Origin of the sequence: Roseobacter sp. EG26, from assembly GCF_049830555.1 — a bacterium.
GTDB lineage: Bacteria > Pseudomonadota > Alphaproteobacteria > Rhodobacterales > Rhodobacteraceae > Roseobacter.
This window is the reverse complement of record NZ_JBNBLH010000008.1, coordinates 258284-274807: the sequence shown is the minus strand read 5'-3', so window position 1 is coordinate 274807 and position 16524 is coordinate 258284. Positions and strand designations below refer to the sequence as shown.

The 16524-nt window shown below is 56.7% G+C and carries 22 protein-coding genes and 1 pseudogene; 14 read left to right on the top strand and 9 right to left on the bottom strand.

The window, feature by feature from the left end:
- The 5 genes and pseudogenes from ACOTTU_RS18555 to ACOTTU_RS18535 all read left to right on the top strand — a co-directional run.
- Positions 1 to 125: pseudogene (locus ACOTTU_RS18555) on the top strand (S-(hydroxymethyl)glutathione dehydrogenase); the annotation flags it as partial.
- A gap of 7 nt (positions 126 to 132) precedes the next feature.
- Positions 133 to 957, top strand: coding sequence for an S-formylglutathione hydrolase (gene fghA, locus ACOTTU_RS18550; protein ID WP_298922083.1), 825 nt, complete (start codon positions 133 to 135; stop codon positions 955 to 957).
- A 22-nt stretch (positions 958 to 979) separates the two neighbouring features.
- The gene (locus ACOTTU_RS18545; protein ID WP_298922141.1) at positions 980 to 1381 is read left to right on the top strand and encodes a c-type cytochrome; all 402 of its coding nucleotides are present in this window, start codon (positions 980 to 982) and stop codon (positions 1379 to 1381) included.
- A 126-nt stretch (positions 1382 to 1507) separates the two neighbouring features.
- Positions 1508 to 3307, top strand: coding sequence for a methanol/ethanol family PQQ-dependent dehydrogenase (locus tag ACOTTU_RS18540; protein ID WP_298922084.1), 1800 nt, complete (start codon positions 1508 to 1510; stop codon positions 3305 to 3307).
- A gap of 120 nt (positions 3308 to 3427) precedes the next feature.
- Entirely contained in the window at positions 3428 to 3898 is a 471-nt protein-coding gene (locus ACOTTU_RS18535; RefSeq protein ID WP_425660096.1) for a c-type cytochrome, methanol metabolism-related, read from the top strand.
- Here the strand turns inward: ACOTTU_RS18535 and ACOTTU_RS18530 are convergent.
- Positions 3790 to 4065: a DUF1589 domain-containing protein gene (locus ACOTTU_RS18530; RefSeq protein WP_425660104.1), complete on the bottom strand. Its 276-nt coding sequence runs from the start codon at positions 4063 to 4065 to the stop codon at positions 3790 to 3792. The genes ACOTTU_RS18535 and ACOTTU_RS18530 overlap by 109 nt on opposite strands.
- Here ACOTTU_RS18530 and ACOTTU_RS18525 point away from each other — a divergent pair.
- Both ACOTTU_RS18525 and ACOTTU_RS18520 read left to right on the top strand, forming a co-directional pair.
- Positions 3972 to 4724: a substrate-binding domain-containing protein gene (locus ACOTTU_RS18525; RefSeq protein WP_425660103.1), complete on the top strand. Its 753-nt coding sequence runs from the start codon at positions 3972 to 3974 to the stop codon at positions 4722 to 4724. The genes ACOTTU_RS18530 and ACOTTU_RS18525 overlap by 94 nt on opposite strands.
- Positions 4721 to 5275 (top strand): PQQ-dependent catabolism-associated CXXCW motif protein, encoded by a 555-nt coding sequence (locus tag ACOTTU_RS18520; RefSeq protein WP_425660095.1) that lies wholly within the window; start codon positions 4721 to 4723, stop codon positions 5273 to 5275. Before ACOTTU_RS18525 ends, ACOTTU_RS18520 begins: the two co-directional genes overlap by 4 nt.
- A gap of 29 nt (positions 5276 to 5304) precedes the next feature.
- Here the strand turns inward: ACOTTU_RS18520 and ACOTTU_RS18515 are convergent, their stop codons facing one another.
- From ACOTTU_RS18515 to ACOTTU_RS18500, 4 genes are read right to left on the bottom strand one after another with little or no spacing between them, the layout of a single operon-like run.
- Complete coding sequence (locus ACOTTU_RS18515) at positions 5305 to 6120, bottom strand: quinoprotein dehydrogenase-associated SoxYZ-like carrier (protein WP_425660094.1); 816 nt, start codon at positions 6118 to 6120, stop codon at positions 5305 to 5307.
- Positions 6117 to 7079 carry a YncE family protein gene (locus tag ACOTTU_RS18510; protein WP_425660093.1) on the bottom strand — a complete coding sequence of 321 codons (963 nt, stop codon included), beginning with the start codon at positions 7077 to 7079 and terminating at the stop codon, positions 6117 to 6119. Before ACOTTU_RS18510 ends, ACOTTU_RS18515 begins: the two co-directional genes overlap by 4 nt.
- Positions 7042 to 7587, bottom strand: a complete 546-nt coding sequence (locus ACOTTU_RS18505; RefSeq protein WP_425660092.1) for an SRPBCC family protein — start codon at positions 7585 to 7587, stop codon at positions 7042 to 7044. The genes ACOTTU_RS18510 and ACOTTU_RS18505 overlap by 38 nt, the downstream gene beginning before the upstream one ends.
- Entirely contained in the window at positions 7584 to 8072 is a 489-nt protein-coding gene (locus tag ACOTTU_RS18500) for a DUF3280 domain-containing protein (RefSeq protein WP_425660091.1), read from the bottom strand. The genes ACOTTU_RS18505 and ACOTTU_RS18500 overlap by 4 nt, the downstream gene beginning before the upstream one ends.
- 171 nt (positions 8073 to 8243) lie before the next feature.
- Here ACOTTU_RS18500 and ACOTTU_RS18495 point away from each other — a divergent pair, with 171 nt between their 5' ends.
- The 7 genes from ACOTTU_RS18495 to ACOTTU_RS18465 are packed head-to-tail and all read left to right on the top strand — an operon-like array spanning position 8244 to position 13474.
- Positions 8244 to 9407, top strand: a complete 1164-nt coding sequence (locus ACOTTU_RS18495) for an ABC transporter substrate-binding protein (protein ID WP_425660102.1) — start codon at positions 8244 to 8246, stop codon at positions 9405 to 9407.
- Between the two features lie 10 nt (positions 9408 to 9417).
- Positions 9418 to 10389, top strand: coding sequence for a YVTN family beta-propeller repeat protein (locus ACOTTU_RS18490; RefSeq protein WP_298922093.1), 972 nt, complete (start codon positions 9418 to 9420; stop codon positions 10387 to 10389).
- An 18-nt stretch (positions 10390 to 10407) separates the two neighbouring features.
- Complete coding sequence (locus tag ACOTTU_RS18485; RefSeq protein ID WP_425660090.1) at positions 10408 to 10845, top strand: hypothetical protein; 438 nt, start codon at positions 10408 to 10410, stop codon at positions 10843 to 10845.
- A gap of 17 nt (positions 10846 to 10862) precedes the next feature.
- Entirely contained in the window at positions 10863 to 11114 is a 252-nt protein-coding gene (locus ACOTTU_RS18480) for a PepSY domain-containing protein (protein ID WP_425660089.1), read from the top strand.
- 27 nt (positions 11115 to 11141) lie between these two features.
- Positions 11142 to 12107 carry an ABC transporter substrate-binding protein gene (locus tag ACOTTU_RS18475; protein WP_425660088.1) on the top strand — a complete coding sequence of 322 codons (966 nt, stop codon included), beginning with the start codon at positions 11142 to 11144 and terminating at the stop codon, positions 12105 to 12107.
- Positions 12108 to 12119: 12 nt separating this feature from the next.
- Positions 12120 to 12869: an ABC transporter permease gene (locus ACOTTU_RS18470; protein WP_425660087.1), complete on the top strand. Its 750-nt coding sequence runs from the start codon at positions 12120 to 12122 to the stop codon at positions 12867 to 12869.
- The gene (locus tag ACOTTU_RS18465; RefSeq protein ID WP_425660086.1) at positions 12866 to 13474 is read left to right on the top strand and encodes an ABC transporter ATP-binding protein; all 609 of its coding nucleotides are present in this window, start codon (positions 12866 to 12868) and stop codon (positions 13472 to 13474) included. Before ACOTTU_RS18470 ends, ACOTTU_RS18465 begins: the two co-directional genes overlap by 4 nt.
- Positions 13475 to 13493: 19 nt before the next feature.
- Here ACOTTU_RS18465 and pqqE read toward each other — a convergent pair whose 3' ends face one another.
- Genes pqqE through pqqB form a run of 4 tightly spaced genes read right to left on the bottom strand, consistent with a single transcriptional unit; the run spans position 13494 to position 16514 of the window.
- Positions 13494 to 14600, bottom strand: coding sequence for a pyrroloquinoline quinone biosynthesis protein PqqE (pqqE, locus tag ACOTTU_RS18460; protein ID WP_298922100.1), 1107 nt, complete (start codon positions 14598 to 14600; stop codon positions 13494 to 13496).
- Positions 14597 to 14872, bottom strand: a complete 276-nt coding sequence (pqqD, locus tag ACOTTU_RS18455; RefSeq protein ID WP_425660085.1) for a pyrroloquinoline quinone biosynthesis peptide chaperone PqqD — start codon at positions 14870 to 14872, stop codon at positions 14597 to 14599. Before pqqD ends, pqqE begins: the two co-directional genes overlap by 4 nt.
- Positions 14872 to 15621: a pyrroloquinoline-quinone synthase PqqC gene (pqqC, locus tag ACOTTU_RS18450; RefSeq protein WP_425660084.1), complete on the bottom strand. Its 750-nt coding sequence runs from the start codon at positions 15619 to 15621 to the stop codon at positions 14872 to 14874. The genes pqqD and pqqC overlap by 1 nt, the downstream gene beginning before the upstream one ends.
- Positions 15618 to 16514, bottom strand: coding sequence for a pyrroloquinoline quinone biosynthesis protein PqqB (gene pqqB / locus ACOTTU_RS18445; protein ID WP_425660083.1), 897 nt, complete (start codon positions 16512 to 16514; stop codon positions 15618 to 15620). The genes pqqC and pqqB overlap by 4 nt, the downstream gene beginning before the upstream one ends.
- Positions 16515 to 16524: the final 10 nt, after the last annotated feature.

Genomic DNA, 16524 nt, shown 5'->3' with positions numbered 1-16524 from the left:
GGTACATGGACGGCAAGATCGAGATCGACCCGATGATCACCCACAAGCTGAGCCTGGATGAGATCAACCACGGGTTCGACCTCATGCACCAAGGCAAATCCATCAGAGCCGTCGTCGAGTTCTAGGGGGAGCATGGAAATACTATCGGAAAACCGAAGCTTCGGCGGTAGCCAGAAAGTTTTCAAGCATCCTTCAAATACATGTGGGTGCGAAATGACTTTTGCCGCGTATCTTCCGCCGCAGGCAGAAGACGGGCCGGTGCCTGTTCTGTGGTATCTTTCAGGTCTGACCTGCACCCATGAAAATGCCATGGTCAAGGGCGGTTTTCAGGAACATGCCGCGCGCCATGGGCTTGCGGTGATTTTCCCGGATACCTCCCCGCGTGGTGACAATGTAAGCGATGATGAAGCTTATGATTTGGGGCAGGGGGCAGGTTTTTACGTTAACGCGACCCGCGATCCGTGGAAGCCGCATTTTCGGATGTACGACTACATCGTGAATGAACTTCGCAGCCTGGTGATCGAAAATCTGCCGGTTCAGGACCGGCACGGTATCACGGGCCATTCGATGGGCGGGCATGGGGCGATGACCATCGCGATCCGCAACGCTGATCTGTTCCAATCTCTGTCCGCCTTTGCGCCGATCGCGCATCCGACCCAATCGGACTGGGGACGCAAGCAGCTTAGTGCCTATCTGGGGGATGACGAGTCGACCTGGGCCGAGCATGATGCAACGCTTTTGCTCGAAGAGCATGGCTGGAAAGGTGACCTGCTGGTGGATCAGGGGGCAAATGATCAATTCCTTGATCTTCTGAAACCGGAAGCGCTGGCAGACATGATGGCACGCAGACGGCAGCCCGGACAGGTGCGCATGCAGAAGGGATACGACCACTCGTATTTTTTCGTAAACAGTTTTGCACGAGACCATGTGGAATGGCACTCTGCACGTCTGAACTGACGTAAATTGAGAAAGGTATATGATGTTGAATAAGGTACTTGCCGCAGGATGTCTGATCGCGCTTCCGATGATGGCCAGCGCGGACGGACATATCACTGGCGACGCCGAAAAAGGTGAAAAGGTTTTTCGCAAGTGCAAGGCCTGCCATGCTGTTGGTGAAGGCGCTGAAAACAAGGTGGGACCGGCGCTGAATGGCGTTGTGGACCGAGCTATCGCATCGGGTGCCGACTTTAACTACTCGGACGTGTTGGTGGGTCTGGGGGCGGAGGGGAAAACCTGGACGCCTGAAGAACTGGCAGCGTTTCTTGAAAAGCCGCGCAACTATGCGAAAGGCACCAAGATGTCTTTTGCCGGTTTGCGCAAGGAAGACGACCGAATGAACGTAATCGCGTATCTGGCGACCTTCGCGGGTGAAGGATCGTAGACCAAGTTTTCCGACGGATCGGGAGGAGAGCCTGACCCCGGCGGGAAAGACCTGACGTAAAGCCCCGATGTGGGGCTGGATGTCACTACCGCGGCAATTCCGCCGCATACTAGGGAGGCACTTATAATGAAAAAGCTAATGCTTTTGACCTCCGGGATCGCCCTTTGCGCAGGGCTTGCCTACGCAAATGACGATCTCGTATCCCAGATGGCCGACTCAAAACAATGGGCGATCCAGACGGGTGATTACAAAAACCAGCGCTACTCTGAGCTCAATCAGATCAATGCGGAAAACGTGGGCGACCTGCAGGTGGCCTGGACATTTTCCACAGGCGTTCTGCGCGGCCATGAAGGGTCACCGCTGGTCGTCAATGATGTGATGTACGTGCATACGCCGTTTCCAAATATTGTCTACGCGCTCGATCTGAAGAACGAAGGCAAGATCATCTGGAAGTACGAGCCAAAGCAGGACCCGGATGTTATCCCGGTCATGTGCTGTGACACAGTAAACCGTGGTGTCGCTTATGCGGAAGGCAAGATCTTCCTGCATCAGGCTGATACGAAAATCGTGGCGCTGGACGCGGCTTCCGGAGATGTGATCTGGGAAGCCCAGAACGGCGATGCGGCGATCGGCGAGACCAATACAGCGACGGTTCTGCCGGTCAAGGACAAGATCATTGTCGGTATCTCTGGTGGTGAATTTGGTGTCCGTGGATCCGTCACGGCCTACAACATCAACACCGGCGAGCGGGAATGGCGCGCCTATTCCATGGGTCCGGACAGCGATATCCTGGTGAATCCTGAAACGACCACTCATCTGGGCACACCCGTTGGCGAAAATTCCGGTACGAACACCTGGGAAGGTGATCAATGGATGATCGGTGGCGGCACCACATGGGGCTGGTATTCGGCAGACATGGAAGAAAACCTTGTCTACTACGGCACGGGCAACCCTTCCACATGGAACCCTGCCCAGCGTCCGGGTGACAACCGTTGGTCCATGACCATCATGGCGCGCGACATCGATACCGGTGAAGCCAAGTGGTTCTACCAGATGACCCCGCACGATGAGTGGGATTATGACGGCATCAATGAAATGATCCTCACGGAGCAGGAGATTGATGGAGAGCAGCGCAAGCTTCTCACGCACTTTGACCGCAACGGTCTGGGCTACACAATGGATCGTGTCACCGGCGAACTTCTGGTCGCTGAGAAATTTGACCCGGTCGTGAACTGGACCACTGGTGTGGACATGGATCCTGCGTCCGACACCTATGGTCGCCCGGCGGTTGTGGCTCAGTACTCCACAGAGCAGAACGGCGAAGACGTGAACTCCACCGGCATCTGCCCGGCGGCTCTTGGGACCAAGGACCAGCAGCCAGCGGCCTATTCGCCGAAAACGGAAATGTTCTACGTGCCGACAAACCACGTCTGCATGGACTATGAACCGTTCCGCGTGTCCTACACGGCCGGTCAGCCATATGTAGGGGCGACGCTTGCGATGTATCCTGCGCCTGACAGCCACGGTGGCATGGGCAACTTCATTGCCTGGGATAACGTCGCTGGTGAAATCAAGTGGTCGATCCCAGAGAAGTTCTCTGTTTGGTCAGGCGCACTTGCAACTGCTGGCGATGTCGTCTTCTACGGCACGCTCGAAGGCCATCTGAAAGCCGTGCACTCCGAGACGGGTGAAGAGCTTTACCGCTTCAAGACACCGTCGGGCATCATTGGCAACGTGATGACCTACGAATCCGATGGCAAACAGTATGTTGGCATCCTGTCGGGTGTTGGCGGCTGGGCCGGCATCGGCCTTGCGGCTGGTCTGACCAACCCCAACGATGGTCTGGGCGCTGTGGGCGGTTACGCTGCACTTAGCGACTATACGGCACTGGGCGGTCAACTGACCGTATTCGCTCTGCCAAACTGATCGGCGGTTGCTTTGAACACTGAGCGGCGCGGCCTGTTTTGGTCGCGCCGATCCAACAATGAACGGGTGAGATTGATGAAAACGACAGGAAGCATTATTGCTGCGTGCCTATGCGTGGGAATGCCCCTTCTGGCAACGGCGGATGAGGTGGACAACCTGACAGCCGCCTATTCCGAAGATGGCAAATACTATACCGAAGACGATGTGCCGACCTACAGCGTGGACGAAGACGGCACCGTCGACTGGCCAACATATTCCGGGTTCCGCAGATACCATTCGGAGTGCCATGTGTGCCATGGACCCGAAGGCGAAGGATCGACCTATGCCCCGGCCCTCAAGGTTTCGGCCATTGACATGGATTACTATGATTTCGTGGATGTTGTGACCAACGGTCGCAAGCGCGTAGGGGCTGCTGAAAACTCGGTGATGCCCGGTTTTGGCGAGAATCCCAATGTGATGTGTTATCTTGATGACATATATGTCTATCTCAAAGCGCGCGGTGCGGATGTGGTGCCACGGGGCCGTCCGGGCAAGAAACAGCCCAAGAACGAAATCATTCGCGAGGATGAAAATGCCTGTCTGGGCACATAAAACACGGCGCTACCTTGCGGCGTTTCTCCTGAGTTTCTCCCTTGCGGGGTCTGTTGGGGCGCAAACCTCTGACCTGGTGTCAAATAGTGCTTTGCGCGTCTGTGCAGACCCCGCCAACTTTCCGATGTCCTCCGAAGACGAGACCGGTTTTGAGAACAAGCTGGCAGAATTCATTGGATCCAAACTGGAACTCCCGGTCGAGTACACGTGGTATCCGATGGCGACCGGCTTCATTCGGAACACGCTGAAAGCCAAGAAGTGCGATCTGGTCATTGGGTATGCGCAGGGTCATGAACTGGTTCTGAATACCAATCACTACTTTACATCCGTCTACACGTTGATCGTCCCGAAAGAGGGCGATTTGGCCGCTGCTCAATCCCTTTCGGACCCTGTGCTGAAAGGCAAGCGCATCGGGATCATCGCAGGAACGCCGCCCTCGGCGCATCTGGCGCGCAATGGTCTGATCGCGCGGGCGAAAGCGTATAATCTGGTTGTCGATCGCCGACATGAAAGCCCTGCCGTTGATATGCTTGACGATCTTGCTGCGGGTGACATTGATGCGGCCATTCTGTGGGGACCATTGGGGGCGCCGCTGGTGAAAACTGACTATCCTGATCTGAAGGTGGTGCCGCTGATCCGGGAAGAGCTGCCGCCCCGGCTGTTTTTCCGCATTACCATGGGAGTGCGGCAGGGAGAGAAGGTCTGGCAGCGCAAGCTGAATTCCCTGATCCGGCGCAATCAGGATGACATCAATGCGCTTCTGTCGGACGCAGGGGTGCCCCTTGCCAGCGATTTGGGTACCGAAATGCTGGAGATTTCTAATTGATCCGTCTTCTCGCAGCGGCGTTCATGCTGCTGCCTTTGAGCGTTCCTGCCCAGACGGTGCCGGAACCTGAAGAATACCGCATAGACCATTACCGCGATCCCGTGCCGGGGTCGTTGACCGGTGGGACGGTGATTGGACCAGAAGAGGCCCACGAACTATGGGTTGCGGGGACAGCCGGGTTTATCGACGTCTTGCCGCAACCGCCCAAACCAGCCAATCTGCCCGAAGGCACCATCTGGCGCGATAAACCGAGACATACCATTCCAGGTGCGATCTGGTTGCCCAATGTTGGCTACGGCGCGATTGCAGATGTGACGGCGGCCTATTTTCGTAAGGGGCTGAAAAAAGCGTCGGGGGGCGATATTGACCACCCGCTTGTTATCTTCTGTCTTGAAGATTGCTGGATGAGCTGGAACGCGGCCAAACGCGCGATTGAATGGGGATATACGTCGGTTTACTGGCTGCCCGAAGGCACTGATGGCTGGCAGCTCTGGGACTATCCGCTTGAGAAAGTCGACCCCGAAGCCGGACAGCCACAAGCCGGGAACTGACGTCCCCTTACGGCTCAACTATCCAAATTTCAAAACCCGGGAAGCGTCTTGTGTTTGGTCGCGACTGTACCGCTGGTATCGGTCATGGTGACATCCACGGTTTGGGTGCGACGTGGTACCGACAGACCGACGCGCGGATTTTCAGAGAGCGAGATTGAGCCTGTCATCTCCACAAAACCCGCACCATCCAGCTCAATTTCCACGGTTTCGACATAGCGCATCGGGATGAAGAGCAGCGAAATCTGGTCCATCTGCATGCCGGAGTGCGATGGATGCGAGATATCCAGGTCCATCCGGTTCAGACGGGAGGCCAAAGAGGTCAGTTTGCCGCTTGCAATGCCCGGTGTTACGTCAGCCACCTGAATATCCATTTGGCCCAGAGAGGCCAGGGCCAGTTCAGGGTCGGTACCGGGGGGGGCCGCGCAAGCACCCTGGCCGGATGTTTTCACCATTGCTTCGGAGACAAAGACGCGGCCATCGGTTGTTTCTGCCACCACATGCATCGGCGTCGGGCCGTTTATGCGCATTGTAATATCGAAGTAGAAACTTGGTTGGGGCCGGTCGAGTGCAAAGACGGCGGAGACAGGCATCGGATTTTCATCCAGCACAACCGTGACCTTGGCCACATTCGTACCCGCCGGTGCAATGATCTGAGCGGCCAGATCGGTGCGCGCGTCCTCGTAGGTGCGATAGGGGGCATCGATTGCGATCACGTTTTGCCCGCTGAGCAGCGCACGTTCACCATAAAGCTGCGTTTTGATCGAGTCCCAGGCTTCTTCTCCGGTGGCAAGTGCCGGCAAGGCACCAGCACAGGCGAGCGCGGCAGCTAGCAGGATGTGTCTCATGGTTCTCCTCCCAGAACAAACTCCCCGAAGGCGCGGGGGCCATCACAGGTTTCCAGTGTCCTTAACACAGAATGGCTCTCTGCGTCGACTATCGTCAAACTGTTGTCGAACCAGTTTGCCACGATGATTTGACGACCGTCAGAACTGGTATCAATGCCTTCGGGATAATCGCCCGTGTCGATTGTGTCGATCACAACCAAAGTCTTAAGATCAACTACGCTAAGAGTGTTTTCATATTGATTGGTGACAAAGGCGCGCCCCTTTGCGAAGGCGATCCCGTAGGGGCGTTCGCCGACAGCAACAGTCGTTATCAGCTCACCTTCACCAGGGTTGATGACCGAAAGATCATTACTTCCGACATTTCCGACAAAGAGCCGACCGTCAGGGGCAAAACGCAGACCAAACGGGCGGATACCAACAGCGACGGTGCGCAGAAGTTCAAGGGTTTCGGCGTCAAAAATGGAGATCTGATCCTCATCTCGCTCTGCGGCGGCGATGAAGTTTCCGTCGTCAGAGACCGCGAGACCGGCGGGGGCGGCACCGACGGTGAGTTCGCCTTGCAGGGCAAGAGTATCGGCTGACAGTACCCAGATACGGGCGTTGTACCAATCCGAAACGAACAGGCGTTGCCGCGTGGCATCCAGCGCAACACCGATCGGGCCGCCATCAAGTTCAGTCATGGCAAGAACATCGCCGGTATCTGCCGCAAATCGGCGCAGGGTCTTGCTGGCGGCTGAGACGGTGTATGCTGAGACCCTTGTGACCGCGATACCCGCAGGTTTGCCTGGCACCGACCATTCATAGACGATCGTCTCTGAGGACAGATCATGCACGAAAAGCGCGTCGCCGTTCTGGCATGTCACATAAGCCAGATCGCCAGCCGCGGCAGACCCGACAGCTAGCGAAATGCCCAGAACCAGTTTACGAACCCGGCGCACCAAGCTTTTCGACCAACGCATCGAGACCCGCTTGATATACACCGGTGACCGCAGCAATCGCCGCGTCGTCATTCAACTCGGGCGGCGGATCGTTGTTTGGATAACCCCTGTAGAACGCACCGCGCCATTCGATCACCGCGCCGCCGCCGTCCCGGGGTTTGACTGTCAGATGCGACGAATAGTTGGTGACGGGCAGGACTTCTACCTTCACATCCGTGATCCGGTAGGAATAACTCATCTTGTCGGGGCTGTATTTGTAGAGGATTTCGGAAATTGTGGGTCCGTCAGCACTGCCCAGTGTTAAGACACGGGTGGCGTCGATGTCATTTCCATTCTCACCCGTTGAAGAGAAAACAGCGGGGTGCCAGGACATGTCCTGAAAATTGCCCACGACCTCCCAGACCTCCGCAGGATCCGCAGCAACCTCGGTCGTCAAGGTGACCTTCTGCCGAGTGGGTCCGTGTGCCAGGGCCAGCGCGGGTATTAACCCGATTGCCAGTCCAGTCACTAAAACTGCACGTCTTTTCATTTTTTCTCCCTTACAAAGAATCGGTTTTTCAGGATGTACCGCATGCCGCGATACCAGCTCTCGTCATTGTTGCCGCGAATCTCGACCACGCCACCTTTGACCAATTCGCCCGTGTCAGCGGCGCGCAATTGCAGGTTCATCGACAGGATCAGGTTGGAGGTCTTCTGCACTTCACCTACCAGCGCGAAATCGGCCCCGAGCTTCGTCGCAATCCGGGTGTCGCACCCGTAGCATTTGGCCAGGTTCACATAGCGATCAATATCCTTGCGCACCGGGTCCAGCTCGAGCAGGACATAACCTTCTTGCTCAAACCGGTCCGCGATGATTTTTTCAACCGCTGCGAGGCGCTCAAGCTCCGCTGGATCCTGCCCGAGCTCGGTTGTTTGCAAAGATGTGTCCAACAAGGTCAGACCAAAAAATGCGACTTTCTCCTGTGCCTTACAGATAGCGGGTGCAAAGAGAAATAGAAGCAAAAACAGGCGCATGGGTCCATTCTTAAAAAATAAGAATCGCGGTTCATCGTGTGGGTGTTAGGCTGTTCACCACAACCCGGCCAAAAGTATCGGTTCTATTTCCGAGCTTGACCGAGGATAAGATTTCGATCTGCAGTATAGCAGACGGGGGAGGATAAAGTGCTGAAATTTTCCGCGCTGCTGATGGCGGTGATCGCATTGGGTTCATTTGCTGGCTCTGCTTTCGCAATTGACGTCAAAGCGGCGGTTCTGCGCGTGGATTACCCTGTGTTGCTGCCCATCAGCCGGTATGATCTGCGACCGGATGATCTTGGGTTTGCGGGCGCAGCGCTTGCGGATGAAGACAATGGGACAACAGGCAGTTTTCTGGGGCACACCTATGAAACCGTGACACGGGCTGTGACGCCGGAAGACGCAGAGATGGCTTTGGGCGCCTTGCTGGATCAGGGCATTCGCCTGATTGTGGTCCAGTCGAACGGGGATGATCTGGCGCGTTTAACGGATCAAGCGGCGGCGGCTGGGGCGCTGGTTTTCAACGCAACTGCGCCGGATGTCACATTGCGTGACGATCAATGCCGCGCAAATCTGCTGCATGTCGCGCCCAGTCATGCGATGAAATCGGATGCGGTGGCGCAGTTCGCGGTCTGGAAAAAATGGGATGAGTGGTTCCTGATCTCGGGGTCTAACCCGGAAGATGTGGCGCTTGCCGAGTCTTTTCGGAAATCCGCACGGAAGTTTGGTGCAAAAATCACCGAAGACCGCGTTTTTGAGGATACGGGCGGGTCACGCCGAACAGATTCGGGTCATGTTCTGGTGCAGCGTCAATTGCCGACTTTCACGCAACAGGCGGATGACCATGATGTGGTGATTGCGGCGGACGGGACGGATTATTTCGCGCGTTATCTGAGTTATCATCTCTGGACACCGCGCCCGGTCATGGGGTCGGGAGGTCTTGTGCCGACCACGTTCCATGGGGCGCATGAGGCCTGGGGCGCCACGCAGTATCAGACGCGTTTCGAAGAATTGACGGGCCGCTATGCAAAACCCGAAGATTATAATGTCTGGCTGGCGCTGCGGGTGATCGGCGAGGCCGTGACACGTGCAAACACCGCAGAGCCGGACGGCGTGCGTGATTATGCCGTCTCTGATGCGTTTGAACTGGCCGCTTTCAAAGGCACCAAGGTGACATTTCGCAACTGGAATGGCCAATTGCGGCAACCGATCCTGCTGCATGACGGCAAGATTACGGTCAGTGTGAGCCCACAGGAGGGGTTCCTGCATCAGACATCCTTGCTGGACACGATGGGGCTGGACCGCCCGGAATCCAGATGCACAGCGTTTAACTGAAGGAACAGCCATGAAATCTCTGTTGATGACAACGATGATCGGAGCGCTTTGCGCCGGGCCTGTTTTTGCGGGCAAGGCGTTCATCTCCAATGAGCGCGGCAACACGATCACTGTCGTGGACACGGACACCTGGGAAGTGGAGACGGAGTTTTTCGCGGGCAACCGCCCGCGGGGCATTACCGCAAGTCCGGATGGCAGCAAGATCTATGTCTGTGCGTCGGATGACAATCTGGTTCGCGTATTTGATGCGGTAACCTATGAAGAACTGCCAAGCCTGCCCTCTGGTCCTGATCCGGAACTCTTCATTCTGGAGCCGTCGGGAAAGCGGCTCTATATCGCAAATGAGGATGACAATCTGGTCACGGTGACGGACACGGAAACCCGCACCGTTCTGGCCGAAGTGCCGGTGGGTGTGGAGCCCGAAGGCATGGGCATGAGCCCGGATGCGAAATTCGTGGTCAACACCTCCGAAACCACCAATATGGCGCATTTCATCTCCACCGAGGACTACAAGATCAAACATAACATCCTGGTGGATCAGCGCCCGCGCTATGCGCAGTATACAGCCGATGGGAAACGGCTTTTTGTGACGTCGGAAATTGGCGGAACGGTCACGGCGATGGACATCGCAGAGGACGGCACGCCGGAAGTCATCGGCAAGATCAGCTTTGAAGTGGCCGGTGTGCAGCCTGAGTGGTTGCAGCCCGTGGGGGCCAAGGTCACATCCGATGGCACGCGCCTGTTCGTAGCTCTTGGCCCGGCGAACCGGGTTGCTGTCGTTGATGCACAAAGCCTTGAAGTACTTGACTATATTCTGGTTGGGCAACGTGTCTGGCAACTCGATTTCACACCGGACGAGAAGTACCTGCTGACGACCAACGGCAATTCCAATGACATCACGGTGATCGATGTCGCCAAGGAAAAGGCCATCCGCTCGATACAGGTGGGCCAACAGCCCTGGGGTGTGGTGACGATTGACTGAATTAGGGAGACGAAACAGATGAGAAAACTGATGTGTGCCGTCGTTGCAGGGGTTCTGGCCATGCCGGTCGGTGCCGCACCGTTGTGCGATGATCTGGGATTTGCCGGTCTGCTGGCCAAATGCAACCGCGGTGAGACCATCAAGCTGACGCTGGCGTCGGGTCAGGCGTTGGGCGAGGATGTTCAGTTGCAATCCGGGGCTTATTATAAGCTTGAGGTGACCGCAGATGGCTCGGCCGAACTTGCCATTGAAGGACCGGGTTTCTTCCGGGCGATCTGGATGAATGAAATCGTCATCAACAAGATCGAGATCCGACCCATGGCAATCGATTCAATCGAATTCGACAAGGCAGGGACAGCTGAACTGTCCTTCATCGCCATCAAACCGGGCAGGCATGTCATTCGCATTCCGGGATCAACCGGTGATGCGCAATCCATTACCGTCTCTATCCAATAAACAAAGAGGTAAGTATCATGAAAACCTTCGTTCTTGTTGTTGCATCCACGGTCTTGGCCCTGCCTGCCTTTGCGGACGGGCATGTCGATGCCGAAACGGCCGAAAAAATCGAAGCCTATCTGGCGTCGGTTGAATGCCAGATGGACACCGATGACATAGAGGTCGAGGACGATGGCTATGATCTGGACGATGTGATCTGCAAAGGTGGGGATCAGTTCGACATCAAACTGGACAAAGATCTCAATGAAGTGAGCCGTCGCGCGGAATAACGCGCAGGTGCTCGGAAGGGATGACAGATGCGCATTTTGATCCGTCTTTTGGTTTTGGTTCTTGCATCCCTTGCACCTGCCACCGCGTCGGATTTGCCGGTGCTTCGCGTTGCGGTGCTCAAAATCGGAACGGTGAATTGGGAGCTTGCGACGATCAAAGCCAATGGTTTTGACACCAAGCACGGGTTTGAGCTGGAAGTCAGTCCCTATGCCGATAACGGTGCCACGCGGATCGCCGTCGAAGGTGGTGAGGCCGACATGGCGGTCGCAGACTGGATATGGGTTGCGCGCCAAAGGGCGGCGGGCAAGGGATATGTGTTTATCCCCTATTCCAAAGCGGTGGGCGGTCTGGTCGTCCCGCAGACGAGCACGGCAAAGGATATATCCGATCTGGTCGGGGGTAAAATCGGGATCGCGGGCGGCCCCCTCGACAAATCCTGGCTGATCCTGAGGGCTTACGCACAGCAGGAATACGGCATGGATCTGAAGGCCGAGACCGAACAGGTCTTTGGAGCGCCACCGCTGATCTTTAAGTCTGCGCGCGGCGATGAATACGCCGGTGCGATCAATTTCTGGCACTTTCTGGCCAAGATGAAAGCCGCTGGCATGAAGGAGCTAGTTTCTGTCGAGCGGGCAGGCCAGGCGCTGGGTCTGGATACAAACACGCCCCTGCTGGGGTATTACGTGAAGGAAACCCTGCTCGCCCAATACCCTGATCTTGCTCAGTCCTTTTACAACGCTAGCCGCGAGGCCAAGGACTTTCTGTCAAATTCGGATGCTGCTTGGGAAGATGTCAGACCGCAAATGAACGCAAAAACTGACGCGCAGTTTGAGCAGCTCAAATCCGACTGGATTGCCGGCATCCCTGCGCGCGGTGGCGTGGACAGGAAAGCGGCGGCCAGGATGTTCGCGCTTATGGCCAAACTGGGAGGCGCTGATCTGGTTGGTGAGGCGACCACGCTCCCGGATGGTCTTTTCGCGGAATTAAAGTAGCCAGAAGAGGCCATGGATAGCCCGCGCCTCACACCATTTTTATCCATGGCCAGTTTGATCGGCCTCTGGATCGTGGCAGCGCTGCTGACGGATGATGCTCAGATTTTGCCAACGCCCTGGGATTTGCTGCCCCGGTTCGGAGCCGAAATATCATCCGGTGAGCTATTTAAACATTTGGGGGCGACGCTCCTGCGCGTGCTTTGGGCCTTTGCGCTGGCCATGACACTGGGCACGGGTCTGGGTCTGATCATGGGGCGATCAGAGCGGATCAATCGTTGGTTGGATCCGTGGCTGGTTGTTTTTCTCAACCTGCCGGCACTGGTCCTCATCGTCCTGTGTTATCTCTGGATTGGGCTGACCGAGGCGGCGGCGATCATCGCTGTGACGCTCAACAAGGTGCCCAATGTCGCCACGGTGGTGCGTGAAGGCGCGCGCGCATTGGACACGAACCTCGACGCATTGGCCCAGGTCTATCGGCTGGGGTGGCGCGCCCGTCTGCGGCACATCATTCTGCCGCAACTTGCGCCTTTCATAGCCGCTGCCGCGCGCAGCGGCGTGGCCGTTATCTGGAAAATCGTGCTGGTCGTGGAGTTCCTCGGGCGCTCTTCCGGGATCGGTTTTCAGATACACCTCTATTTTCAGCTTTTCGATGTGGCCATGGTGCTGGTTTACGCGTTTTCCTTTATCTGTGTGATGTTGCTGGCGGAATGGTTTTTGTTGCAGCCTTGGGAAAGGCGCGTGACGCGCTGGCGAAAAGCGTGATCACCGTTTCCATTGACAGCAAGCGGTTCGGCGCATCGCCTGTACTTGGCGCATTGGCGTTTTCAATTGCCGCTGGCGAAACCGTGGCACTTGTCGGTCCTTCCGGCGTCGGTAAAACCACCCTGCTGCGCATCATCGCCGGAATCGATTCCGATTTTGAAGGTCAGATAGTAAGACCGCAAGCGATGGCGATTGTCTTTCAGGAACCGACCCTGCTGCCCTGGCGCAGTGTTCTGGCAAACCTCACGCTGATCCATAAAGGCCTCACGCATTCCGAAGCGGTACACATGCTCGATGATGTCGGGTTGTCGGGCAAAGAGCAGCTTTTCCCCGGCCAGCTATCCCTGGGTCAACAAAGACGTCTCTCACTTGCGCGTGCTTTCGCAGGACGTCCAGAGCTATTGATCATGGATGAACCATTTGTGTCTTTGGACCGGGAGACCGCAGAAACCATGCTGACGCTGACGGAAAACCTTATTGCAAGGCACCGCCCGGCCACGCTTTTTGTGACCCATTCATCAGATGAGGCGAACCGCCTGGCGAACAGAACCCTGGTGATGAAACCTCTGCCTACAGGCGCTGTATTGACCCCGTCCGATGCTTGATAGTACGCCGGGGACGGCCCTAATCTACTGTTTCAGCGAGTTTTTTGGGTTGGCTGCGATAAACGAGCGGTGCATCGGTTTGAGCGGCGTGGGTATTGGCCTGCGCCTGTAGGGCTCCGTGATGCGGAGACTTGACGCAAACAGGGTCGGTCGCTGATGCATCCCCCAGAATTGCCATGGCCTGACAACGACACCCTCCAAAATCGAGCGTTTTGCGTTCGCAAGTTTTGCAGGGATCAGCCATCCATTCGGTGCCACGATAGGCATTGAATGCAGCCCCTTCGTACCAGATTTCAGCGAGGGGTTTGTCTTGCACGCGTTCGAATTCAAGATGGGTAATGGTTTGTGCGGCGTGACACGGCAGGACCAAACCATCTGGCGCGACATTCAAGCCAGAGGTCCCCCATCCCCCCATGCATTTTTTCGGATAGTCGTCGTGGTAATCGGCGGGCACATAGTCAACGACCAGGGTTCCTTTGAGCGCCTTGCGGGCCTCGACGACAATCCTTGTGGCCTCGGCCGCCTGTTCACGGGTTGGCATGAATGCATCGCGGTTTTTCAACGCCCAGCCATGGAACTGAACCGTCGCGACTTCGATGCGTCTGGCCCCCATTTCCACCGCCATTTCCAGCGCGCGCGGCAACTGATGCAGGTTTCGCCGATGCAAAACCGCATTCAGGGTCAGCGGGAATCCAATCTTCCCGATCCATTCCGCAACTTGCATCTTGCGTTGGAAGCCCCCTTTATAGCCGCCAATCTCATCTGCCATTTCCGGGTTTGTTCCCTGGAGCGACAATTGCACATGGTCGAGCCCGGCGGCATCCAGTGCTGCAAGCCGCTTTTCAGTAAGGCCAATCCCCGAGGTGATCAGGTTGGTGTAAAGCCCTGCGTCCCGCGCCGCTTTGACAAGCGTTTCCAGATCACGGCGAGATGCGGGTTCGCCGCCTGAAAGGTGCAACTGCAACACACCAAGCTCGGCCGCTTCGCGAAACACGCGCGCCCATGTTTCGGTGTCCAGTTCCTGATCGAGGCGTGCCATTTCCACTGGATTGGAGCAATAGGGGCAAGAGAGCGGACAACGGTGCGTCAATTCGGCCAGCATGGCGATGGGGGGCGGAGCCGTCATGCCTTCACGTCCAGAAACCGGCGATTGCGCAGCGCATCGAGAAACCCCGCGCTGTCTTGTGCAATTTGATCGACCGGCGCATTGAATTTTTCCGCCAGCAACTGGGTTATATCACCAAAGCTTCGGGCACCATCGACCACGTTCAGGATCGCATGGCCGATCCCGTCCAATGTAACCGCGCGTTCCGGTGCCAATAGCACCCATGTGTCGCGCACAGCGTCGAAATGCAGGCGCACACCCCGGGGCAATGCGGGAACGTCTCCGTTTTCCATCACGATGCCCTCCTCAAGGTCACGCCGGTACCGGGGTGCCAGGCGCCCGGGGGAATACGTGCAGGTTCGACATAGGCACCCCAAAGGGCGTCCAGCTGTGACCAGAGCACATCGGTCTTGAAGATGAGAGCGGCGGCAGCCGCGTCCTGTTTCTCAGCCGTATCCGCATGATCAAGAACCCAGGCGAGACCAAAGGCGACGTCTTTGGGGGCCTCCTTGAGGCGGTTTTTGAAGTAGGAGAGCGAGCTGTCATCCGCGAAATCGTAGTTTTTCAAAAGCCCCTGAATGCGGTTGGCATGTATCTTGGGGGCGAAAAGCTCGGTGAGGGAGGCTGCGACCGCTTCCAGAAGAGATTTTTCGCGTACGAACCGTACATAGGCGTCGACCGCAAATTTCGTGCCGGGCAGCACACCTTTGCAAGAGGCCACATAATCGGGATCCAGCCCGACCGCTTCTGCGAGACGTAACCATCGTCGAATGCCGCCTTCGTTGCCCTCGGTTCCGTCGTGATCTTCGATCCGGCTGCGCCACTGACGCCGCAGGGCGGGGTCTTCCACGCGGGACATGAACGCCGCGTCCTTCATCGGAATGGAATGCTGGTAGTAGTAGCGGTTGATCACCCAGGCCCGCACCTGATCCGGCGTACATTCGCCGCCATGCAGACGGTCGTGAAAGGGGTGCAGATCATGATAACGTTCTGCCCCGATCTGTCTCAGCCTGTGTTCAAATGCATCGCGGTCCTGGGTCATGTGGTGATCTCCATTCCGTCTTGTCCGATGATCCACCCGGCTGCTTCGGCTTGCGCTTTTTCGGCTGACCCCGGTCGCAGCACCGGATTGGTGTTATTCATATGAACGTAGATTTTGCGCGCAATGTCCATGCCGACGAAAGCCTCAATCGACCCATCCGGACCACTCATTGACATATGCCCCATACGTTTCCCGGTCTTTTTCCCCAATCCTGCCAGCACCATCTCATCGTCCTGCCAGAGGGTTCCGTCGAAAAAGACCATATCAGCGCCCTCAAGCCGATTGCGCAAATCGTCGTTCAACACCGCGCAGCCGGGGATATAGTAGGCTTGCGTTTGCCCCGCCTGCAATGCGACGCCAACGGTCTGATCTCCGAGCAGGTCGGTCTGCACGGTTTCTCCTTCCAGATAGAGCGGCACCTTGCCCGGTACCGCAAAAAGCGTGGCCGTCAACTCCGCCGCAAGCTCGAATGGCGTATCCAACGCGATGGTGCTGCGTTTCACAACATCCGCATTCAGGGCATCGAACATGGGATTGTCTGACAAAACGTCGTGAATGCCTGCTGTCGCAAAAAGGGTGAACGGCTGCATTTCGCGGAGTGTGAGCAATCCGGCGACGTGATCAATATCACCGTTGGTAACCAGAACGGAGGTCAAAGGGAGTTCGCGCAAATCTGTAGGGTGCAGTGCGGGCGTGTCGGCGAGTTGCAGGCGAATGTCCGGCGAAGCGTTCAGAATTGCCCATGAACGCCCGTTCGCACTGACGGCCAGCGATGATTGCGTCTGCGAGGGAATAAGCCCGCTACGGGCAAGATTGCAGTTTTCACAACCGCAATTCCATTGGGGCAGGCCACCACCGGCGGCAGCCCCAAGAATTTGAGCGCGGAAAGACATTTGCACCCTC

Bases quoted from the DNA above. Each gene is read 5' to 3' on its own strand.
- fghA (WP_298922083.1), top strand. From the start codon at position 133: ATGGAAATACTATCGGAAAACCGAAGCTTCGGCGGTAGCCAGAAAGTT.
- ACOTTU_RS18545 (WP_298922141.1), top strand. From the start codon at position 980: ATGTTGAATAAGGTACTTGCCGCAGGATGTCTGATCGCGCTTCCGATG.
- ACOTTU_RS18540 (WP_298922084.1), top strand. From the start codon at position 1,508: ATGAAAAAGCTAATGCTTTTGACCTCCGGGATCGCCCTTTGCGCAGGG.
- ACOTTU_RS18535 (WP_425660096.1), top strand. From the start codon at position 3,428: ATGCCCCTTCTGGCAACGGCGGATGAGGTGGACAACCTGACAGCCGCC.
- ACOTTU_RS18515 (WP_425660094.1), bottom strand. From the start codon at position 6,120: ATGAGACACATCCTGCTAGCTGCCGCGCTCGCCTGTGCTGGTGCCTTG.
- ACOTTU_RS18510 (WP_425660093.1), bottom strand. From the start codon at position 7,079: ATGCGTTGGTCGAAAAGCTTGGTGCGCCGGGTTCGTAAACTGGTTCTG.
- ACOTTU_RS18505 (WP_425660092.1), bottom strand. From the start codon at position 7,587: ATGAAAAGACGTGCAGTTTTAGTGACTGGACTGGCAATCGGGTTAATA.
- ACOTTU_RS18500 (WP_425660091.1), bottom strand. From the start codon at position 8,072: ATGCGCCTGTTTTTGCTTCTATTTCTCTTTGCACCCGCTATCTGTAAG.
- ACOTTU_RS18495 (WP_425660102.1), top strand. From the start codon at position 8,244: ATGGCGGTGATCGCATTGGGTTCATTTGCTGGCTCTGCTTTCGCAATT.
- ACOTTU_RS18490 (WP_298922093.1), top strand. From the start codon at position 9,418: ATGAAATCTCTGTTGATGACAACGATGATCGGAGCGCTTTGCGCCGGG.
- ACOTTU_RS18485 (WP_425660090.1), top strand. From the start codon at position 10,408: ATGAGAAAACTGATGTGTGCCGTCGTTGCAGGGGTTCTGGCCATGCCG.
- ACOTTU_RS18480 (WP_425660089.1), top strand. From the start codon at position 10,863: ATGAAAACCTTCGTTCTTGTTGTTGCATCCACGGTCTTGGCCCTGCCT.
- ACOTTU_RS18475 (WP_425660088.1), top strand. From the start codon at position 11,142: ATGCGCATTTTGATCCGTCTTTTGGTTTTGGTTCTTGCATCCCTTGCA.
- ACOTTU_RS18470 (WP_425660087.1), top strand. From the start codon at position 12,120: ATGGATAGCCCGCGCCTCACACCATTTTTATCCATGGCCAGTTTGATC.
- pqqE (WP_298922100.1), bottom strand. From the start codon at position 14,600: ATGACGGCTCCGCCCCCCATCGCCATGCTGGCCGAATTGACGCACCGT.
- pqqD (WP_425660085.1), bottom strand. From the start codon at position 14,872: ATGGAAAACGGAGACGTTCCCGCATTGCCCCGGGGTGTGCGCCTGCAT.
- pqqC (WP_425660084.1), bottom strand. From the start codon at position 15,621: ATGACCCAGGACCGCGATGCATTTGAACACAGGCTGAGACAGATCGGG.
- pqqB (WP_425660083.1), bottom strand. From the start codon at position 16,514: ATGTCTTTCCGCGCTCAAATTCTTGGGGCTGCCGCCGGTGGTGGCCTG.